Here is a 19,872-nt window from a genome sequence, read left to right as displayed (position 1 = left end):
AAGCTCATGAGTACAGCATCCGAGCGTGCACGTCGTCATACCTGGCCCCGACGTCGCAATCGGCGGCGCCCTGAAATCGTTTCGCCCGGTGCGCCACGGGAACGGCGACGACGTGTAGTTCTCGCCGGCGCGGTGGTGGTCCTCGGGGTGGCCATCTATGTCGTCGGTCTCAACGCGTCTGTCTTGCACAGCTTTCCGGTGCGCGCGGCGGTGCTGGCGGCTGCGGTCGCCGCAGTTGGCTTGTTGCCGACCGAAAGTGCGCACGGTTGGTTCGTCACAGCACTCTCGTCGACGGCTTTCCTGGATGCGTTAGCTTCGGTAGTCAGCACTCGGGATGTCGACTGGTCGCCGCCTACCGTCACGGTGCTCAACGGCATGCAACTCGTCGCGGCCGTAGGTCTCTTGCTCAACCAGCGGCAGACCGCCGAGCTGTCGGATTTTCGTGATAGGTCTGCCTACTGGGACTACGCGAATATGGCACTGGCATATCAAGCGTATGCCGCCCAGTGTGCGCAGCCGCAGGCCTGGACAGGCGCTGCAGTGCAGGACAGGGCTCAGGCGACTGCCTCTGCTGAGGCTGAAGTGCCCGCGAAAGGTATGCAACAGGAAACGTTTGAGCAGTTACAGGCCAGGTATGCGCGGCATGGTGTCGTGCCGTCGGATGCGCGAAGCGGCCCAGTGTCGGACCCGACTGCCGCCTCAACGTCAGGTTCTCCTGGGCTCTCGAGCGCCGAGCCTGCGCACTGGGCATCGCGGGGGCGGCCGTCGGCGCACGATCGTGTTCACGGGTACAGTTCCGTGCCGACCGCACATCAGTACGGCCATCAACCGCCTGGCGCCTAACCGCGGACGGCTAGTCAGCGAAAGCGTCCGCCACCGCTGCCGCGACCTCCATGAACTGCCAGCGCGTCTTTCGGTTCATCAGCGAAGCGGTGATTTCGCCCCCCTCCGCGAGATGCTCGTCGTAGGGAATGACGAACACGCCGCCCACTCGCGCCGTGAAGTGGCCGCTCATCTGGTCGAGATCGATTGGGACACCGCCCGTTCGCCCCGAACTCAGGACGACCGTCGCCTTAGGAACTAGGTCGGCGTAGCCGTGGTGCTCCAGCCAGTCCAGTGTCGCAAGGGCACTTCGCGCCGCGTCGATCGCCGGCGAGGCCACGATGACCAAAGCGTCTGCCGTATCCAGCACACCGCGCATCGCCGAGTGCGTCAGCCCCGTTCCACAATCGATGAGAATGATGTTGTAGAACCGATCGAGAATTTTGTGGACAGCTCGATAGTCCTCTTCGGAGAAGGCCTCCGAAACCGCTGGATCGCGCTCTGAAGCAACAAATTCCAACCGGCTGGCACCCTGCGAGGTATGCCGCCGAACGTCGGAGTAGCGGACGAGATGTCCGTCGGCCAGTAAGTCCCGGACGGTCGAGCGAGTCTGATTGGGACCGCGTTGAGCGAGAGTCCCGAAGTCCGGGTTGGCATCGATGGCGATCACTCGATCACCGCGCAGGGACGAGAATGCGGTGCCGAGACCTACTGTTGTCGTGGTCTTCCCGACGCCGCCCTTCAAGGAGAGCACAGCGATGCTGAAAGAACCGCGCACTGGTCGGTTGATCCGCTCGATCAGCACCTGCTCGGCGGCCTGCGCCGTCGATTCACCGACATTCAGCGTGCCAGCCGTCAAACGATGCAACGCTTTTCGCCAGCCGCGGCGCGGAGCTGCTGTTGTCGATCGAACAAGGCCGAGTTCAGCTGCCGCTGGTGTGCGGCGACCGTACTGCAAGTAGTGGCTAGGTTGTTCGCCGGTGAAGTCGGTGAGGGCCGGTGCAATGGGGACACCAGATGGCGGGGGCGGCGTATCGTGGTCGATCTCGGCCGGACCCCTGTCCGGGTGACCGTCGTGGCCGGTGTCGCTGTGCTTGGACACGCTCTGTTCCTTTACGCGGATGTCAAACGAGATTGAGGGTTTGCATGATGCTGTGCAGTGCCGCCTTGATATCGGCGACTTCGATTCGGGTGAGAACGTCCTCGTCGAGGCTGCCGAGGTCGGAGCTGTAGTCCTCGGTGAGCCGGAATGCACGTTCTTCTTCTGCAGCCTCGATGACATTGCGAACGAACCGGCCATTTCCTGCCAGATCGATGTTCGGTCGGACATTGCCCGCGCGGTCGACGGAGGTTTCAGAACACAATTGGCCGCAGACCGCGACGAGTTCGTCGTAGGCCGCCGACGTGAGTTCCGATTCCCTCGACTTCGCGATCAGTTGGCCGATGTCGCCGAGTTCCTGGGCGTTGTAGGACGGGAAACGGATTCGTTTGGTGAATCGTGATGCCAGGCCCTCGTTCGAATCGAGGAACCGGTCGATTTCGGCGTCGTATCCGGCGATGATGACGACAAGGCGGTCACGGTCGTTCTCCATCCGTGCCAGCAGGGTGTCCACTGCTTCCCGACCGAAAGCGTCGCCGCCAGAGAGCCCGGTCTGGATCAACGTGTAGGCCTCATCGATGAACAAGACGCCGCCGATGGCGCTGTCGATAAGAGCGTCGGTCTTTATCGCCGTGCTCCCGAGATGTTGCCCGACGAAGTCCTGCCGCTTAGCCTCGACGACCGTAAGCCTCTCCAAAAGCCCTAAACCGCAGTAGGTTTGTGCAACCACCCTCGCGATCGTGGTCTTACCTGTGCCGGGCGGACCGGTGAAGGCGAGGTGCAGGCTGCGCGAGGCAGTTCCCAGTCCTTTGTCTTCGCGGAGCTTGGCCAGACGCACCGACGACCGCAGCTTGGCGACCTGCATCTTCACATCGCCCAAACCGACCTGTCGGTCCAGTTGCTCCTGCGCAGCCCGCAGATGTTCATTGTTGCGCTCGGTGATGTCCTCGGCAGCGAGATCCGACGCCTTCGGTGCACTGCTGGGATCCCATTTATCCCGCCGAGATTCGATGGCCTCCTTCGTCGTCACGACGAGGCGGAAGTTCGGATCGCGCAAAGCTGCGTAATTTGCCTCGAAGTCCGGCTCCTCGCTGTAGATCCGTTCGAAGATCTTCCGCGCCTCGACCTCATCGCCCATCTCACGTAACGTGAGGCCCTTGCAGAATTCGGCTGCGCGTTGAGCGGCAGGAATCGGTCCATGGATGGCTTGGTCGAGGCGGCGTATGCCCTCGCCGAACAGGCCCATTTGCGCGCATGCCGAGCCCACCATGAGATGGGCGCCCGCAGCGATGTATGCATCTGTGAACGAGGCGGATTCGGCGAGCGCCGTCAACACGTCGGGCCACCGCTGAGTCGTGAAGTACAAGACGCCCCGAATGTAGGCGTATATCTCGAGGCTCGCATAGCCGTCAGCTTCGAACGCGCGCCTCTGCCCAAGCTCGGCGAGTAGATGCTCGGCCTCTTGATAATCCATGCCCTGGATCAGACTGGCCGCGTAGGCCAGCTCGATCTCTGCCAATGAGCTCATACTGTAATCGAGGTACAGACCAGTTTCGAACCGGCCGCCCAGAGTCCGCGGCGGCAAGCCGAGGCGTCGCTGCTCACGGCCGAGCGCTGCGCGGGTTCTGTAAAGGTGATGAATCACTTCTGGAGTTGACTCACCGGTCGCCGCCCGGCCCATCCAGGCGTCGCACATGTCCTGGTCGTAGTCGGTCGCGCGCTGGAATGCTTTGGCCGCGTATGCGACATCGCGCGCCACCTGCATGCCGTCAATGGAGATCCCCAGTGAGAGGACACCGGCGTCGAAGACTCGCTGCGCACTCATACCAGCACTACTCATTCGGTGGCTCAACTCCAATTCATCAAGCTGTATGCGCGATCCTGTTTGCATCGATCAACATGACATCTCGTGAGCGATACTCATCGACTGTTCGATTGAATATCATCGTACAAAGCACGCGCACAATTGATTTCGAGTACTTGAAAGGTGAGGACAGTATGACGCAATCGATGCGGTCAAAAAGTGGTGGCATCGTCGTGCACACCACCGATCGGGGTCTGCCGACGGCGGTGAAGCTCGAACGCCGAGAGCTGAGAGCAGCCCCCGAGCAACTCGCCCATGAAATCCTGACATTGTGCCAGCTGTCGGCCAAGCGAGCACAAGTCGATCTTCGGCGTGAACTCTTGTCGCGGGGTTTGAGCGAGTCCGTCATTCGCGTGTTGCATTTGTGTACCGAGGCCCAACTCGATGTTGCCGAGTCCGAATACTTCAACGACGAGGGAGAGCCCGGATACCTTGCGCCTGACTGGAACGCAGCGCGATGACTGATGGCCTCGCGCATTCGGTCGTTGCTCGGGTCTACAAGCAGCGCGATCTCATTCACGCTATGCACGATCAGTGTCAATCGATCAGGGTTCGGGTCACCAATCGAGACCGGACCGTCAGCGTCGAAGTCGACGGCTATGCCGCCATGACGGGACTCTGGCTCGGTCCCGCGGCCTGCAGCAACGGGGCAGACCTCCTGGCGACGCAAATTGTCCAAACTGCCTACGCGGCCGCGAAGTTGGCGACCGAGCGTCATCAACACTTGCTCGACCGGTTCACCCAAGAGTTATCCGCACTCCAACAATCAGCTTTGGCTCGGCACGACGGGACCTTGTTCCATCCTCAGATGTCTCACGACGCCAGACCGACTCCTCCGGACGTCTAACGGTCACTCGTATTGCCGATCGCCTGGTCCCTCCCGACGATGACGTTATCGCGCGGCACCTTCGGTGCGCCATCAATATTTCGACACCGTGGCTTAAGCCACGCTGATGGCCGTCGGCGCCAGTACCCGTCCGGTCCGTAGAATTCGGTTTGCGCCGGAAATCCATTGACGCTATTAGGGGTCGGTATGCCAGCTCAAGTCACCACCCGCGCACAAGTCAACGGGTATCGGTTTCTGATCAGGCGCCTCGAACACGCGCTGATCCGCGCTGATTCACGCATGATCCACGATCCCATGCGCGGTCAGATGCGCGCGATGTCGGTGGGCATCGTCATCGCTGTCCTCCTCTGTGGGACTGGGGCTGTGTTGGCTTTCATGAAGCCGGCTCCCAACTTCGGCAACTCTTCGATCATGATTGGTAAGGGCAATGGTCAACTGCTCGTGCGCATCGGCGATCGGTTGCACCCTGCCCTCAATCTCGCATCGGCGCGGCTCATCGCCGGACGGAACGACCCCCCGATCCAGGTTGACGACAAGTTCATCAACTCGGTTCCGCTCGGACCGGCCGTCGGAATCATCGGGGCTCCAACGAGCATCGCCGGCGGGGACGACATGACGATGTCGTCGTGGACGGTTTGCGACTCCACGCAAGCTCCGGACGGCATCCCAACGGTCACGACGTCCGTGTTGGCCAACGATCCCGATCTGGACGGGGCGATCCATGCCGCATCGGCAGAGCAATCGATCCTCGCGGTCACAGACGGCGCAACCTACCTGATTTACCAAGGGGTGCGAGCGTCGATCGATCCGGCGAACCCGATCATCCGCGCCGCCTTGCGATTAGGACCCGACGACGCGCGCGAAGTGTCCCGGGGCCTTTTGGAGTCATTTCCACTGGTCGATCCGATTTCACCGATCACAATCAATGGCGCGGGTGAACAAACCGCCTATCTGCCGCCGGGATATCAGGTGGGCGCCATCCTGCAGAGTGCCGATTCTCGCGGCAGCCAACTCTACGTAGCGACGCGTGAGGGGCTGCAGCCGATTTCAGCTCCCGCCGCCGACATCATCCGTTACGGAAATCCGCAATTGCCAACGGCAGCCCAGCCGTTGGCAGCCGCGCTGATCAGCCGGGCGCCCGTGGTCCACAACTTGCCAATCGATCACTATCCCTCCGTTGCACCGGTTTTCATTCCGGCTAGCTCCAGTCCGGTGGTGTGTATGTCGTGGCAGCGTGGGTCGGCCGCCACCACAGCTGACACCCGGCTTCTGGTGGGCAGTCACCTTCCCCTGAGCGCCGCCGCGCGGCCGGTCGCGCTGGCGACCGCTGACGGCGACGGCCCGGGGCTCGACAGCGTCTATGTGCGTCCCGGCACTGGCGAATATGTTCAGGAGATCGGTTCTGCGCGCGATAGCCAAGCGGCAGGCGCGCTGTTCTATGTCAGCGACCTCGGAGTGCGCTATCACGTGGCTGATGCTTCGGCAGCGGCCGCACTCGGTCTGGTCGGCGTCCCGGTAACCGGTGGGACACAAGACACCCCTCAGCCTGCTCCATGGGCGATACTGTCGTTGCTTCCGCCGGGTCCCGAACTATCCCAGCGCGCAGCGCTACTCGCCCACGACGGGATGGTCGCCGACCGCGTCAGCGCAAGTGTCACGGTGCCGAAGAGCTGATGTCAAAGCCGTAGCCCGCGAAACACGCCGTACAGGTTCGTGACCGAACACAGCAGTGGAAACAGTAGACCGATCGACAGATATTCACCGATCTCGACCCACCGGCGCATCACCGGGGAGAAGTCCAGACGTGGCGCGACCAGCCCGCAGACCGCAACTATCGATGCCAAGACCACGAGAGCGATTCCGCAGGCAACCTGCCACCGCTGCTCGGAACTTGCCATTCTGATGATGGATATCAACGCGATCGCAAGACCTCCGGCGATCAACAAAGCCGACTGGACGACATTGTGATGGCTGCGGCCGCGTAGGCACAGAGCGGTAGCGGCGGCTGCGACGAAAACCTCTTTCTGCCAAGAGAGCCCACCATGGGGATCAAGCGTGAGGAAACAACCCGCGATAACCAGAATGGTGGTGGCCGCCACAATTCCGGTCAAATGCTCCGTAGCTCGACCGACACGTTGTGCCATTCCCTCCTCAGTGGGAATCACCTGCTTCCCCAACGCATTGACGCCCTCCACGTTGGTGCCACCTTCGGTTTCGATCTCGTCGAGCGGCTCACCAGCGGTAGGAACCCGGGGTATCGGAAGTCTTGACAGCAGGATCGTCACTCTTGGTGCGAGGTAGACGGTCAGCACGCCACCGGCGGCGATAATGGACCCGGCCACAGCAGGATCACCACCCCACGCCATCTGTGCTGCCATGGCGGGTGCGCCCACGGCAGCAAGACAGATGATGGCAGTGTGGGCCGCTCGGGCCAAGTCGGTGATCAGAAGCTGCAGCACAGCAACCGCTCCGACGATCGCCAGGGCCATGGACAAGGCGGCTAGTTGTCCACTGCCCGGTAGCGCCAGGAATCCGGCGGCAAGGATCAGCGGCAGTCCCAGGCCGCACAGCCCCGCGGATAGGCGTCGGCGCTTCGGTCGGTAGGCCAAAATCCATCCGCTTGCTACACAAGCGATCCCCACCACGAATGCTAAGACGACAGCCACCGGGAATGTGACGATCGATGATGGTCTGCTAGCTGCTGACAAAGTCAGCGTCGGCAACAGCGAGACCAGACCGCCGAACAACAACCATGCCGTTGTCGCGTGAGCGCCCCGGGCTAGTGAACGGCCGGCATCTCGCATTTCGGCGTTGTCTGCGATGCTGTCGACCAGGATCGACGATTCGGGTGCGTCCGTCGGCTGGATCATCAAGATCTCGCCGTCGCGCACGTCGGCCTCTGCCAGCGACTGGTCGGGATCGATCATGGCTCCGGTCAGTCGGGCGAGCGTCCACTTGTCGTCGCCACTCCCATACTCGATCATCGGATCCGTTGGGACAGACGGCTGCAGCTCAGCGAGTTCGATGACGTCGTTCGCCACCACAGAAACACCGAGTCCAGCGTCGACACCGACGTCGATGAGCTGACGGCCCACCAGTACGGTGATCCGACTGAACTCCTCCTCGCCGCCGGCATCTGGCTCAGAAGACGGGTGCGGCAAGCTCACCAGTCACCTGCCTTTCCTTACCAAGTCCTCACGGCCCGGGACGTCGACGGGTTCGAGACAAAGGACGCGAGGACGCGAACTTATCCGACACCGCACCCGCCAGTTCGAGATAGGCCTGCGCAGTCTCCGCTCTGAGGAGTCCGAAGTCGAAGTCGGCACCCTCGGCCAGATGCGGTTCAAAGGGGATCACGTGTACCGAACCACAACGTGCTTCGAAGTATTCACACACCTTGTCCACACGCAGCGATGCCGAGCCCGGCCGTGACGCGCTGAGTACTACTTGTGCCTCGCGGACCAGGTCCGCGCGACCATGTTCTACCAGCCAATCCAAAGCTGCTGCGGCACTTCGTGTGGCATCGATCGCGGGTGAACTGACCAACACGATGGTGTCAGCCAGATCGAGCACTCCAACCATCGCCGAATGCATGATGCCGGTGCCACAGTCAGTGAGGATCAGATTGTAGTAGTCACCCAGAATTTCCATGGTCCGGCGGTAATCAGCCTCTCCAAACACTTCTGCCACAGCAGGATCCTGCTCGCTGGCAAGTACTTCTAGGCGACTTGTCGCCATCCGGGTGTGGCTGCGCACGTCGGCGTATCGCCGGATGCTGTGATCGCGCAGCAGGTCTCGCACGGTGGATGACGTCGAGGCGTCCAGGACGCGGTCGGCAAGCGTCCCACAATCAGGGTTGGCGTCAACGGCGATCACGCGGTCGGTGCGCACCGTGGCCAACGCCGAACCCAAGCCCAGTGTGGTGGTGGTCTTGCCGACGCCGCCCTTGATGGACATCACTGCAATACGGAAGTCGCCGACAAATGGCCGCCGGATCCGTTCGAGAAGTTCCTCGCGTTCGCGCTCCCTGCGCGACGGCCGCGGGGTGATCAGGCCACCTGAAAGCAGATACACCATTCGTTGCCACCCCGACGTCGGCGCCTGGCGCGCATGTTTGATGATCTCGACCTCGTCCAGCGACGGCGGCGTCGCCAGGCTCCGCGATGAGGCGGGGTCGAGCGGCGGCGCCACAGAGACCGGCCGGTCCACGGGGCGAACGCGTCGCCATCCCGGCGGTGGGAGCGGCGGCGGCCCGTACGGCCAGCCGGGCGGAGGAGGTGGCCATCCTGGTGCGGGTTCCGGCATCATCTGTCGCCAGTCCGGAACAGCCCCTGGTGGCTGCCGGGGAGGTGATGGCGCCGGCGGCGGCCCGTCCAGATCGGATGACCCGTCGTGGCGGGACAGCAGTGAGCTCCCCCCATCGTCGGATCGGTCATCGCCCCGGACTGGCGGAACGGACGTCTGCCACGGCGGTGGCGTGATGTGCCGAGCGGGGTGACGGTCACCACCGACGGGCGATTGGGTAGGCACGTCAGGCGATACATCAGCGCTATCAAGATGTGCCGCTTGCGGTTCGGTGGCTGCATCCTCGTCAGGCTCGAATCGAAGCTGAGAGGTCGACTCCGGGTCAGGAAGGATCATCTCGCTGGGGTAGGCGTCATCGTTGTCTAACGGCGGGTCCGGCTCGACGACTGCAGGGAAAGCGCTGCCCAATGCCGGGCGGCGATGAGCCATCTGGGCCAGCAGTTCTGCTGCTCTTTCTTCCACTTCATCGAAGTCCGCGTCGCCCGGGGGCACGGGCCAGTGCGGTTCGTGTTCACCGGTGTGGCCGAATGTTTCGATGCCATCGTGCGGTTCGAAATGGGGACGCGTTTCGTCGGCGTTCCATTCATCGGGGTATTCAGTCGCGGCCAAAGACGAACCTCGGTTCCGGGCGCAGGCCCTCAGTACGGAATTCTGGGTGGGTGGGGACAACGTGATGACGGGCGCTACTGGAAGCACCGCAACGCCGCGGATTCACCGCGTTGACATCCGAATGCGGCTGTGTCGCTGGAATCTCCTGACTCACGTCAACGTTCCTGCGGCTTCCCGATCAACAGGGTGGCGATGAGTGCTACAGCCAGGCACGCGCCAAGCACGCTGAGCACGATGTGCAGCATTCGGTGATCCACCGAGGGGCGCGGCGGCGCCGCTATCGGATGGGCCAGGGCAGAATCGGGTACGCCGGTAGAGGGCAGGATGTCATCGGTCACGGCCGCAACCGGATCCACGACACCGTATCCGGTTGCGGTATTGGGACCTTGTTCGGGAGTGTGAGCGGTGCGCTTGACCCTGTCCATCACTTCGGCGGCCGAGAGCTGCGGGAACCGGGACCGCACCAGGGCGACCTCACCGGAGACCAATGCGGCCGCGAAGCTGGTCCCGTTGATCTCGGCCAAACCACCCTGTGCGTTGGGTATCGCGTTGATGAGCCCGATTCCGTTGGGACCGAGGGAAGTTACATTTTCGCCGGGTGCGGCGACGTCTATCCACGGGCCGTGCAGCGAGAAGTCGCTCGGGTGGCCGTCTGGAGCTACAGACCCGACGGTCAGGACGTAATCGTCGAACCAGGCCGGGCTAGCGACCGTGGAAACCGACTTCCACGCGTCTTCTATCGAGAGATTCGGATCGTGTTCGCCATTTTGAGTCCTGCAGAGACCGTTCGCGTTCACGTTGCCAGCGGCCGCCACCACCACCACGTTGTGCTCGAAGGCATACCGGACCGACTGTCCAAGCGCGGCGTCATCCAAGCCCGATGCCGTCGGCGCGCACGCCACTTCAGATAAGTTGATGACGGTCGCCCCTATATCCACCGCGTGGGCGACCGCCAGCGCGAGTGTGAAGGTGTTGCCGTATCCCGATGAAAGAGCATTCGGGTCGGTCTGCGACGTCCCGTTGCCCTGTGCCGAGAAGGACGCGCTGTTCTGGCGGATCGAGATGATGGTCGCGTCCGGTGCCACTCCCGCGAATCCGTCGTTGGGGCTGGGCGCCGCCGCGATGAGACCGGCGACCAAGGTGCCATGGACGTCGCAATCTGAAAGGCCGTCAGAGGTGGAAACATAGTCTCCGCCAGGTACGAGAGCAGGGAGCCGAAGATCAGGCGCCACGCCGGTATCGATAACTGCAACGCGTTGTCCGGCGCCGCGTGAAAAGCGCCACGCCGCGGTGAAATCGAGCATTTCGTCCGCGGCGGACCGGGACCGGAATCGACTACCGGGAACAACGGCTCCGGTTCCGCACACGGCCTTCTGCTCGGTCGGGCCAAGAGGGGCGACGGGTCCTGTGGGCGGCAGCCCAGGCGCGATGATCGGCGGATCGACCGCGAAAGCCGCTGCCGGGGCCAGGGTCGCGCTGGCCGTGTACAACACCACCGACACCACCGACACGCATCGGATCGTCATATGATCACGCCGCCATGCGTCCTTACTACCCAGGCGACGGACGGGATCAGCAAGGCGACACTGAAATACATACTGTGCGGGAGAATCTGGCCGATCCAGTCCAACCTCTCGTCGCTGCGGTCTCGAGCCGTGATGAGGACAATCAATGCCGAGGCGGTCAGCGCGACACCGAAAGCCGTCAACCGCATGACCGCCGTCCCGTCATGGGCACGCCAGCAGGTGAAGACACCGAGTGCCGCGGCGACCAGGTTCAGGCTGATTCGCTCTGGTCGCGCCGAGACTCCTTGTGCATGCGACGTCAGTATCGCGGTACACAACGCGGCGAATGCCAGGTCAGACCACCGCACGGGCAGTGTCGGCCACAGGAGCCAGACCGCGCCCAGCGCGGTGCTTACTGCTAAACCGACGCGCAAACCCCACCGGGCTACCTTGGCCGACTGTCGTCGTTCCCAGACCGCCTGTGCTAACTGCGCTGGATCGTCTGGACGGTCGGCGGCGGGGGACCGCTTCTCCGCCCGTCGCGCGAACGTGAACCATCTGAAAGTGGTCGACATGCGGCCCAGCGCAGCGCATGTCGCGACGGCGGTCACCGACAGGCCGATTCCGACCAGGTCACGACGAACGCCTGCGAGGGACACCGAAACCGCGACCATGGCCAAGGCCAGGACTACGCCGGCAGCAAGGTGTGCCCAGTACCGCTTCCGGATGACGCGCATGAGCAGGTAGACCAAGACCATCATCAGCCCGCAGAACGTCAGCGGGCGATACGCCGCCAGGCCGGAGGCCGCCTCCCACACCACCGCACCGGTGATCGGCAGTGCCGCCGAGCCGAGCGCGACACCGATCTCGGCTTCTTCGAACGCGCGTACCGCCAAACAGGCGCCGCCGACGAGAGCGAGAGCCCACAGCAGCGCCATGCCGGCCAACGCGGAACGGTTTTGGGAAAACTGGTGAGCCAGAACAAGGTAGGCCCATGTCGCGGACACCGCCGCGATGCCCGCGAACGCCATCGCGCGTGCCGCTGAAGCGTCCCATCCGGCGTGCACGGTCTTGTTCAGCGTTGCCGTGGCATCGACGACGTCGTCGTACAGCATCGGCCCGCTCAATGCGGGGGTGGACGTCAGCCGAAGTGTGCCGCCATCCACCAGTCCGGCGGCCCGAAGGGTCGTGTCCGACGCCAACGGGGTGTCGACGTCGTCGCGGCGTAATACCCATACTTCCGATGTGGACTCACCGGCGCTGGCCTCGGCAGTTGCGTCGGACTGCGCCTCGCCGTCGGGCCGGAACAGGACCGTCAGGATAGGAATCAACCCGGCCACCGGGACGTCCAACGGCAGTGATACGTCGACCTGCGCGCGAATTCCTCTCAACGACAACCGGATACGCTCAGGAGTCAGAGGTGTGGATTGGTTCGGTGCGCTGAGGTCGGTCATGACTGCGGACTCCGCGCCAGTTGGATCACATCGCTTTTGAGTGTGCGGGAGATCAGCATGCCGCGACCAGGTGGCATCGGCGCAGCCTTGACGCCGAATAGGGCACCCTCTTCTTTCGTTCCGCTCATCACCAGGCCATTGCAGGAAAGATCCTTGAGCCGACCGATGATCGGATCCATCATCGCGCGTCCGGCTCCGCCAATCCTTCGCGCGACAACCACGCGCAGACCGATGTCGCGGGCCTGTGGGAGGTACTCGACGAGAGGTCCGAGTGGGTGATTGAGGGTCCCGCCGGGAATCAGGTCGTAGTCGTCGATGAGGACGAAGATCTCAGGGCCATTCCACCAGGCGCGGTCTTTGAGTTGCTGCGGGGTGATATCGCTGGGGGGCAGCCGGTTCTTCAACGTTTCGCCGAGCGCGGTCATCAATTCAGCACACGACTGCGCCGCTGTCGCGTAACCCGCCAGGTAATCGTTGTCGACAACGCCGAGCAACGTACGACGGAAGTCGACCAGAATGATCTTGCACTGCTCTGGAGAAGCATTCTCCATCAGACCGTGGGCGATATTGCGTAGAAGTTCGGTCTTGCCGCATTCGCTGTCCCCGATCACGACCATGTGCGGTTGTGTCTCGAAATCGATCGTCACGACCGACAACTCAGACTCATTGACACCGATGGCAACTCGAGATTTGCCCAACGCACCAGCGCGCGCGGCGACGGCGACGACCTCGCTTCGTTCAATGTCGTGTGGAAGCATCCGAACCCTCGGCGCCTCGCGCCGGCCATAGAATTGGCGGACGGCGACGCATGCCTCATTCACACCGGCCGGCAGGCTCTCCACGTCCGAGGAACCATCCAGTCGCGGCAGTCCGATCAAGATGTGCAGTTTCTCAGAGCTCATCCCCCGTCCCGGTCTGCCGACCGGTACCAATTCGGCCCACCGCCGTCCGATTTCACTGTCCATCGGGTCGCCCATCCGAAGCTCGACGCGGGTTCCGAGCATGTCTTTGACTGCGGGTCGAATTTCCATCCAGCGACTGGCGCTGATCGCGAGGTGGATTCCGTACGACAGGCCGCCGATTGCGATGGCCTGCAGCGCAGGTTCAAGAGATTCGAAGTCACTACGGATGGAGGCCCAGCCGTCCACAACGAGCACGACGTCGCCGAATTTGTCGGCCGCCAACGGATCCCGGGCCGCTTGATCGGTCGGCATCCCGGCCAACTTCGCCTTCCGCTGGCGGAAATCGCGCATCGATTCGATTCCGAGTTCACGAAATCTGGACTCACGTTCCCTCAGGACCCCGACGACCTCAGCGACAGTCCGGCGAACACGGTCACCGTCCATCCGTCCAGCGACGCCACCGACGTGGGGGAGACTGGTCAGGCTGCCGAGAGTGCCGCCGCCGAAGTCCAGACAGAAGAATTGGAGCTGTTCAGGTGTGTGTGTGGCCGCCGCGGACGTGATGAGCGTGCGAAGCGTCGTCGACTTACCCGACTGCGGACCGCCGACAACGGCCACGTTGCCCCGTGCACCGGACAGGTCGAGCACCAGTACATCGCGCTGTTGATCGTAGGGTCGGTCCACTACGCCGACCGGCAACAGCAATCGCCCGTTGACGTTGCGGGGATCAGACCATGGCGAGACGGGCAGCAGCGTATCGACGGCCGGGCTCTCTTCCAGCGGCGGAAGCCAGACTTCGTGCGCAGGTCGCCCGTGGCCGCGCAGTCTGGATACGACAACGTCAAGCAGACTGGCCCTCGTCGGCTCCGACGATGGGTCAGCGACGGCCAGCGAACCGTCCTCAGCTGTCGTCGGGGCCGGATCCCGTTCCACCGGCGTGGCCGTGAACACCTTCAGTGCGCGGGGGCCGAGGCGAGATGGCCGTCCGGTTTTGGGGTTCCTGCGGGGTCGCACATACTCACCCGACACATAGGACGCATTGAAGCGGACGGGTTGGTCAGCGTCGCACTTGAGAAACGCAGAGCCCGGGACGCTGGGGAGGTGGTATGCGTCTGGCACGCCGAGCACACTGCGCGACTCGCCGGCCGAGAAGGTCTTGAGCCCGATGCGGTACGACAGGTGAGAGTCCAGTCCCCGGAGCTTGCCCTCCTCAAGGCGTTGAGAAGCGAGCAGCAGGTGGATGTGCAATGATCGGCCGAGTCGGCCGATCATCACGAATAGTTCGGCGAAATCGGGTCGTTGAGAGAGCAATTCGGAGAACTCATCGACAACGATGAACAATGCCGGTAGAGGGTCGAGGTCGGCGCCGTTGACTCTGGCCCGTTCGTACTCCGTGACGTTGGCGAAGTTTCCTGCCGACCGCAACAGCTCCTGACGCCGGTTCATTTCGCCCGCAAGGGCATCGCGCATGCGGTCCACCATCGTCAATTCGTCTTCGAGATTGGTGATGATTGCCGCGATGTGTGCGACGCCCTCCAGACCAAGGAAGGTCGCTCCACCCTTGAAGTCGACCAAGATCAGGTTCAAGACGTCGGGTGAGTGGGATGTGATCATGGCCAGCACGAGAGTCCGCAGAAACTCCGACTTGCCAGAACCAGTCGCCCCAATGCACAGACCGTGCGGACCCATGCCTCCCTCGGCTGACTCCTTGATATCGAGTTCCAGCGGTTGACCGCTCGCTGTGTAGCCCACCGGCACCCGGAGCCGTTCGCGCGGCGTGCGTTTGCGCCACACGTCCGCGGGCACGATGTCGGCGGCATCGGGAATTCCGAGCAACGCCATCAGACCGGGATCAGATGCGCGTGCTTCTGATCCGAGATTGGCGATATGGGCTGCACCGCCCGTTCGGTAGCGACTCAAAGCGCGGGCGACAGCGTCCGCCTCTGCGAGGCTGAGCTGGTCCGGGGTCGCGAATCGCTCCATCGCCGCGCCGGTTCGCGCGGCGACATCTTGCCCCTCGACAAACAACTGCAGTGCCCGGCGCGTCCCAGATGACTCGCCCGGCCCGTTTAGGTCGAGCACCGTGACGCTGTCCACACCCGACTCGGTGATCAACCGTTCATCGCCGGACGTGTACCCGTCATCAATGACAACGACCAACTGAGACATCCCCTCGGGCAGCGCCGAGTTACGGGCAAACCGGGTGCGCTCGGCCAGATCGGTGGCCAATGAGGCCTCCAACAGAGCCAGAGATGGGAACAACAGCCGCATGGTGCCGCATCCGTCTCGTGCCGATCGATGCTGAGCGTGCGGCAGCCACTTCACCCAACTCCAGGTCGCAGCGTCCGGATCTGCGGTGACAATGGCAATCTGGAGATGATCAGGGCCGTGAAACACGCAGAGTTCCAGCAACATCGAGCGCACCATCTGGCGAGCCAAGTCGCGATCACCGTCAAAACGCACGGCGGAGAAGCTCCGCAGCGACACCGCAGTCGGCAGGGCGTGAACAACGGAGTGGGTACTCACGAAGCGCCGCAGAGCGATTGTGGACACTGGCTCGAGATCTTCCGGTGGACCGGTTTCCGGCGCGATCAATCTCGTTGCTAACCGGTGCGTTCCGACTCCGACCCGAACGTGGCAGAAGTCGCTGTCGGTCGGTTGGCGCTCCCACATTCGCCGCGTACCGACAAGATCGATGAGTGCCCGGGGATCTGGATGGCTCCATTCCAGCGCGCTCCGTTGGCTGTTGCTGGTCTCATCAGCATCCCGGCGCAAGTCCGCGAGGTAACTAAAGTAGTCTTTGCGTTCCTCGTTCAGCTCGGCTGCCGCTTTGCCCGGTCGGCCCGCACCACCCATGAACATTCCAGCAACGGACATCACCATCATCATCGGGAAGATGAGGAACGTCGGATTCCTGGTCAAGTCGCGACCACCGACCGTCACCATCAACGCGATCATGCCGACGACCGCGACGATCATGACGAGCGGCATGAGTCTGGCCAACATATTGGCCGGCACGACACGGGGAACTTCGGGCGGAGATTGGAGATTGACTTCGCCGCCCGGCATTCGCGGAGGCGCCATACGCAGCCGTCGAACGAACCCCTGCCGCGTCACGACGCGACCTCCTTCAGTCGGATCCCACCTCACGCACTCCTTGGCGCCGCGCGCAAATAAACCCACGCACCAGTCGGTGCAAGGGCTGGCGAGAAATGGACAACGGGCTGAAAACTGCCAGCTCGGCAGCCGCTAACACGTTCCCGCAGAACCACTCTCACATCGCCGGCAACTTCACCCAAAGGCTACAGACACAGCCCCACCATCGGACTATTCATCGCATGCGCGGGATTATGGTGGGCCTTCATCATTTCGAATCGACGCGGGAGTTACCCCGTTACGCCACTCGAAGCGACTGGACAGATCAGACGTCGCTGTCCTGCTGCTCGAAAGTATCTGCCGCCGTCCTCAGCGAGTTGGAGTAATCGCCCAAGAGTTTGGCTTTCGCTCTGATCGAGTCCTCTACCCAGTGCCACTGCGCCAGGTAACCCGAGTCTCCGTCGGCGAAGTTCTTGCCGATGTCGTCGTTGCCCCAGGGGGCGGAATTGTCGTCGGGCAAATTCGCCGACATGAACGCCAAAATCGCTTCCATATGGGCCTTGGAGTCCGCGAGGTGCTGGGACACCCTTCGCAGGTCGTCGGGCGAGCCGCGAAATTCTGCAGACATACTCTGTCCTCTGATCGGGTCGGCGATGGGGCCTTAGCCGCTGTGACATCCTAGGCGGCTGTGGCAGATCACGCCGTGGTCTTCAAGACAAGGTAAAGCACGCCCGGCCTGAAGGGGACTGTAGGCGAGCGCATTTCATGCATGCGACCCATTCGCGAAATCGCGAGCCGAAGACTTTCTCTTGTGCGGCTGTCCGTCGGCGACCACATGACGTCGACCGGAAGCGGCATGGCAATAACGATCTGACCGCCTCCGACTCACCTTTCGGGATCGCGTCGGACGAATGTCGAGTTAGTGGGAACGGTTTCCAGTAGGCCGACGAGGAAAGCCAAGTCGCGGCGGCGCGATGCGGCAGACCACGCCGCCCATGTCCTGCGGCGAAGGGGATCTCCGGTCAGCTTTCGCCATCTCAGAGGTGGCGGGAGGTCGTCACGGCAGGTTGACGGCGCGAGGGCAAATGACCGGCCCAGACTGACACTCGCGTAAATGACCTCGGACACCAATTCGTCTTGGTAAAGACTCGAGGTTTCGATGTGTAACCCGTAACTGCGTAAGGTCGCTGTGAGCTCGTCGTACCACACTGGACTGCTCTCTCTGGGGAAACCATGCCAGTCGAGGCCGACGAGTGAATCCAGGCCGATGTCTTCTGACTGGCCCAAGCGCTCGGCCTGAGACTCACTCACGATGGCTCCCAGTGATTCGTCAGCGACAAGGGTTGCATCAAGGTCCGCCTTGGGCGGTCGGTGACGAAGCAGACCAAGATCGAGCTCACCGGCGGTGATCATGGCTATCTGGCGGGCGGTGCATACTTGCCTTATGGCTACGGTTCTCGATGGGAACTGTTCTGCGAACGCCGCCAATGGATTACCCAGCAGACCCGGCGGCAGACCGAAGGGTATGCCGATATTGAGCGACGAATCTCGATCGTCGCGAGCCGACATCAAAGCCAGCGCCTGATCATAGCGAGCGAGTATCGCTCGAGCCTCACTCAACAGCAGCTTCCCTGCCGGCGTGGTGATCACGCCAGCGCTTGTGCGCTTGAGTAAAGCCACTCCGCACTGCTTTTCAAGGCCGCGGATGGTGTGAGATATCGCGGGTTGGCTGAGATTCAACCGGAGCGCTGCGCCTGCGAACCGCCCCTCCTCCACCACCGCGACAAACGTCCGCAGTTCACGCAAGTCCATTGTTACGGCTCCAAATCCGTGCCATAAGTACACGATGGTTTCGAGATCTTCTCGGCAAACTTAGTCGGCGAGTATGAGGACGCGGTCCGGCTCCGACGAGCTAGGGTACGGCTGGCGTCCACCGAAAGTACATGTGGAGCCCACCTTTTCCGGACATGGCGGCGCCATGTACTTTTCCGCTCTTACCAACCTTTTGTTATAGGTGCCATGACTCAGCTGAATGACGGCTACTGATGCGGTTGCCGAAGGGTTCGGTACGTTCGGAATGGGGGCGCCTTGGCGAGCACCGATTTCGACACCCAGGCGATGAGTCACTCACTTACGTCGGAAGCGCCGTCAATTTGTCGGCGCGCGCTACGCCGGAACCTGTTCGTCAACGAAGTCGGATAACCGACCTACCGGCAGGGGCGCTACGGATCCCGGCGATGACCTCGGGTACGTCACCAAACGCGGCGACAGCCGCCACCGAAGTCTTGATCGCGCGTATGGTGACCAACTTGGCCAGCCGGCTATACGCGTGTTCGTCCTCTTCTGGTGTTCCCCCTGCGAACACTCCGATCCCCGAGTAGTTTCGCAACACCATGTCGACAGGATCCAGGACGACGAAGCGACCGCTGGCATAGCCGACGACCGCGACCCTGCCCAACCGTGAGATCGCCGAGACGGCACGCGCGGCGAGCTCGCCACCCACCGGATCGAAGATGACGTCGGCGCCTCGGCCGCAACTAACTGTCATGACCACGTCGACCAGATCTGTCCTGTGATAGTTCACTGTGTGATCGGCGCCCAGCCGCGAGCAGAATTCGGCCTTCTCGTCGCTACCCACAACAGCGATCACCCTCGCACCCAATGCTTTACCCAATTGCACTGCCGCCGCGCCCGTGTTCCCGGCCGCCCCGAGGACCACTAGCACCTCGCCTGGCGTGACTGCGGCCCTCTGCACCAATCCTGCATAAGCGGTGCGGAATCCGATGACTGATCCCGCAGCCTCCTCGTCTGTCAGTGGTGCAGGAATCTTCTGCGCCGTCGGTTCTCGAATGTAGGTGTAGTCAGAGAAACCACCCCACCCCTGAAGAAAGGCAGTCGATCCCATAACCCGGTCGCCGGGTGCGAATGCCGAGCCATCAGCCACGGCGACAACGACTCCGGCTACTTCTTGTCCGGGGGCCACCGGCGGCGTCGTCGTCAGCGGATAATCACCGGTGACCATCAGCAGGTCCGCCAGTCCAACCGCACAGGCGCGCACTTCCACCAACAACCGCCCCGATGATGGCGACGGCCAGCTGAGCTGCTCGACTTGCAGGACTGCGCGCGGATCACCGAAAGCCTCCGCCCTCCAGGCTCTACCACTAAACATCAGACAACGCCCTTCCACACAGTGTCGTCGACTCGTGGCACGACATCGGATCGAGCATCGACTCCTGAGAACAGTTCCGAGGAGGTCCTCATCGCGCGCCGCGTTGTTTCGATGCTCGAGGTGATCTTCTGCCCGGCTCGGCTGCGACCGCGAGACCAACCTTTGCCGGCAATGAATAGATAACGAACACGCGCGCGGAC

14 protein-coding genes are annotated in these 19,872 nt (G+C 62.6%); 4 read left to right on the top strand and 10 right to left on the bottom strand.

Annotation, left to right across the window (positions count from 1 at the left end):
• Positions 1 to 6 precede the first annotated feature (6 nt).
• Positions 7 to 843, top strand: coding sequence for a DUF5336 domain-containing protein (locus C1A30_RS25835; RefSeq protein ID WP_255413260.1), 837 nt, complete (start codon positions 7 to 9; stop codon positions 841 to 843).
• A 10-nt stretch (positions 844 to 853) separates the two neighbouring features.
• Here C1A30_RS25835 and C1A30_RS25830 read toward each other — a convergent pair whose 3' ends face one another.
• Positions 854 to 1,924: a MinD/ParA family protein gene (locus C1A30_RS25830; RefSeq protein WP_369974182.1), complete on the bottom strand. Its 1,071-nt coding sequence runs from the start codon at positions 1,922 to 1,924 to the stop codon at positions 854 to 856.
• Between the two features lie 22 nt (positions 1,925 to 1,946).
• Positions 1,947 to 3,761, bottom strand: a complete 1,815-nt coding sequence (eccA, locus tag C1A30_RS25825; protein WP_101951157.1) for a type VII secretion AAA-ATPase EccA — start codon at positions 3,759 to 3,761, stop codon at positions 1,947 to 1,949.
• 95 nt (positions 3,762 to 3,856) lie between these two features.
• Here eccA and C1A30_RS25820 point away from each other — a divergent pair, with 95 nt between their 5' ends.
• Together C1A30_RS25820 and eccB are read left to right on the top strand one after the other, a co-directional pair.
• The gene (locus tag C1A30_RS25820; RefSeq protein WP_160112794.1) at positions 3,857 to 4,246 is read left to right on the top strand and encodes a hypothetical protein; all 390 of its coding nucleotides are present in this window, start codon (positions 3,857 to 3,859) and stop codon (positions 4,244 to 4,246) included.
• Between the two features lie 572 nt (positions 4,247 to 4,818).
• Entirely contained in the window at positions 4,819 to 6,306 is a 1,488-nt protein-coding gene (eccB, locus tag C1A30_RS25810) for a type VII secretion protein EccB (RefSeq protein ID WP_101951154.1), read from the top strand.
• Between the two features lie 2 nt (positions 6,307 to 6,308).
• Here the strand turns inward: eccB and eccD are convergent, their stop codons facing one another.
• The 3 genes from eccD to mycP all read right to left on the bottom strand — a co-directional run bounded on the left by eccD (position 6,309) and on the right by mycP (position 10,850).
• Positions 6,309 to 7,799, bottom strand: coding sequence for a type VII secretion integral membrane protein EccD (gene eccD / locus C1A30_RS25805; RefSeq protein WP_160112793.1), 1,491 nt, complete (start codon positions 7,797 to 7,799; stop codon positions 6,309 to 6,311).
• A gap of 28 nt (positions 7,800 to 7,827) precedes the next feature.
• Complete coding sequence (locus tag C1A30_RS25800) at positions 7,828 to 8,841, bottom strand: AAA family ATPase (RefSeq protein ID WP_369974181.1); 1,014 nt, start codon at positions 8,839 to 8,841, stop codon at positions 7,828 to 7,830.
• Between the two features lie 860 nt (positions 8,842 to 9,701).
• Positions 9,702 to 10,850 carry a type VII secretion-associated serine protease mycosin gene (gene mycP, locus C1A30_RS25795; protein ID WP_235010200.1) on the bottom strand — a complete coding sequence of 383 codons (1,149 nt, stop codon included), beginning with the start codon at positions 10,848 to 10,850 and terminating at the stop codon, positions 9,702 to 9,704.
• Between the two features lie 103 nt (positions 10,851 to 10,953).
• Between mycP and C1A30_RS36380 the strand changes: the two genes are divergently transcribed.
• Positions 10,954 to 11,076 (top strand): hypothetical protein, encoded by a 123-nt coding sequence (locus C1A30_RS36380; RefSeq protein WP_255413259.1) that lies wholly within the window; start codon positions 10,954 to 10,956, stop codon positions 11,074 to 11,076.
• Here C1A30_RS36380 and C1A30_RS25790 read toward each other — a convergent pair.
• The 5 genes from C1A30_RS25790 to C1A30_RS25770 all read right to left on the bottom strand — a co-directional run bounded on the left by C1A30_RS25790 (position 11,069) and on the right by C1A30_RS25770 (position 19,567).
• Entirely contained in the window at positions 11,069 to 12,505 is a 1,437-nt protein-coding gene (locus C1A30_RS25790) for an EsaB/YukD family protein (protein ID WP_101951151.1), read from the bottom strand. The genes C1A30_RS36380 and C1A30_RS25790 overlap by 8 nt on opposite strands.
• Complete coding sequence (gene eccCa, locus C1A30_RS25785; RefSeq protein WP_369974209.1) at positions 12,502 to 16,491, bottom strand: type VII secretion protein EccCa; 3,990 nt, start codon at positions 16,489 to 16,491, stop codon at positions 12,502 to 12,504. The genes C1A30_RS25790 and eccCa overlap by 4 nt, the downstream gene beginning before the upstream one ends.
• Before the next feature lie 337 nt (positions 16,492 to 16,828).
• On the bottom strand, positions 16,829 to 17,131 hold the full coding sequence (locus tag C1A30_RS25780) for a hypothetical protein (protein WP_101951149.1): 303 nt from the start codon (positions 17,129 to 17,131) through the stop codon (positions 16,829 to 16,831).
• 257 nt (positions 17,132 to 17,388) lie between these two features.
• Positions 17,389 to 18,315, bottom strand: a complete 927-nt coding sequence (locus C1A30_RS25775; protein ID WP_101951148.1) for a LysR family transcriptional regulator — start codon at positions 18,313 to 18,315, stop codon at positions 17,389 to 17,391.
• Between the two features lie 373 nt (positions 18,316 to 18,688).
• Positions 18,689 to 19,567, bottom strand: a complete 879-nt coding sequence (locus tag C1A30_RS25770; protein ID WP_160112792.1) for a zinc-binding dehydrogenase — start codon at positions 19,565 to 19,567, stop codon at positions 18,689 to 18,691.
• Between the last annotated feature and the right edge of the window lie 305 nt (positions 19,568 to 19,872).

The sequence above is a fragment of the Mycobacterium sp. 3519A genome (assembly GCF_900240945.1).
Taxonomy (GTDB): domain Bacteria; phylum Actinomycetota; class Actinomycetes; order Mycobacteriales; family Mycobacteriaceae; genus Mycobacterium.
This window is presented reverse-complemented; position numbering and strand designations above follow the sequence as displayed.

Bases quoted from the DNA above. Each gene is read 5' to 3' on its own strand.
- mycP (WP_235010200.1), bottom strand. From the start codon at position 10,850: ATGCTCGATTTCACCGCGGCGTGGCGCTTTTCACGCGGCGCCGGACAA.
- C1A30_RS25835 (WP_255413260.1), top strand. From the start codon at position 7: ATGAGTACAGCATCCGAGCGTGCACGTCGTCATACCTGGCCCCGACGT.
- eccCa (WP_369974209.1), bottom strand. From the start codon at position 16,491: ATGGCGCCTCCGCGAATGCCGGGCGGCGAAGTCAATCTCCAATCTCCG.
- C1A30_RS25780 (WP_101951149.1), bottom strand. From the start codon at position 17,131: ATGTCTGCAGAATTTCGCGGCTCGCCCGACGACCTGCGAAGGGTGTCC.
- C1A30_RS25775 (WP_101951148.1), bottom strand. From the start codon at position 18,315: ATGGACTTGCGTGAACTGCGGACGTTTGTCGCGGTGGTGGAGGAGGGG.
- eccB (WP_101951154.1), top strand. From the start codon at position 4,819: ATGCCAGCTCAAGTCACCACCCGCGCACAAGTCAACGGGTATCGGTTT.
- C1A30_RS25790 (WP_101951151.1), bottom strand. From the start codon at position 12,505: ATGACCGACCTCAGCGCACCGAACCAATCCACACCTCTGACTCCTGAG.
- eccA (WP_101951157.1), bottom strand. From the start codon at position 3,761: ATGAGTAGTGCTGGTATGAGTGCGCAGCGAGTCTTCGACGCCGGTGTC.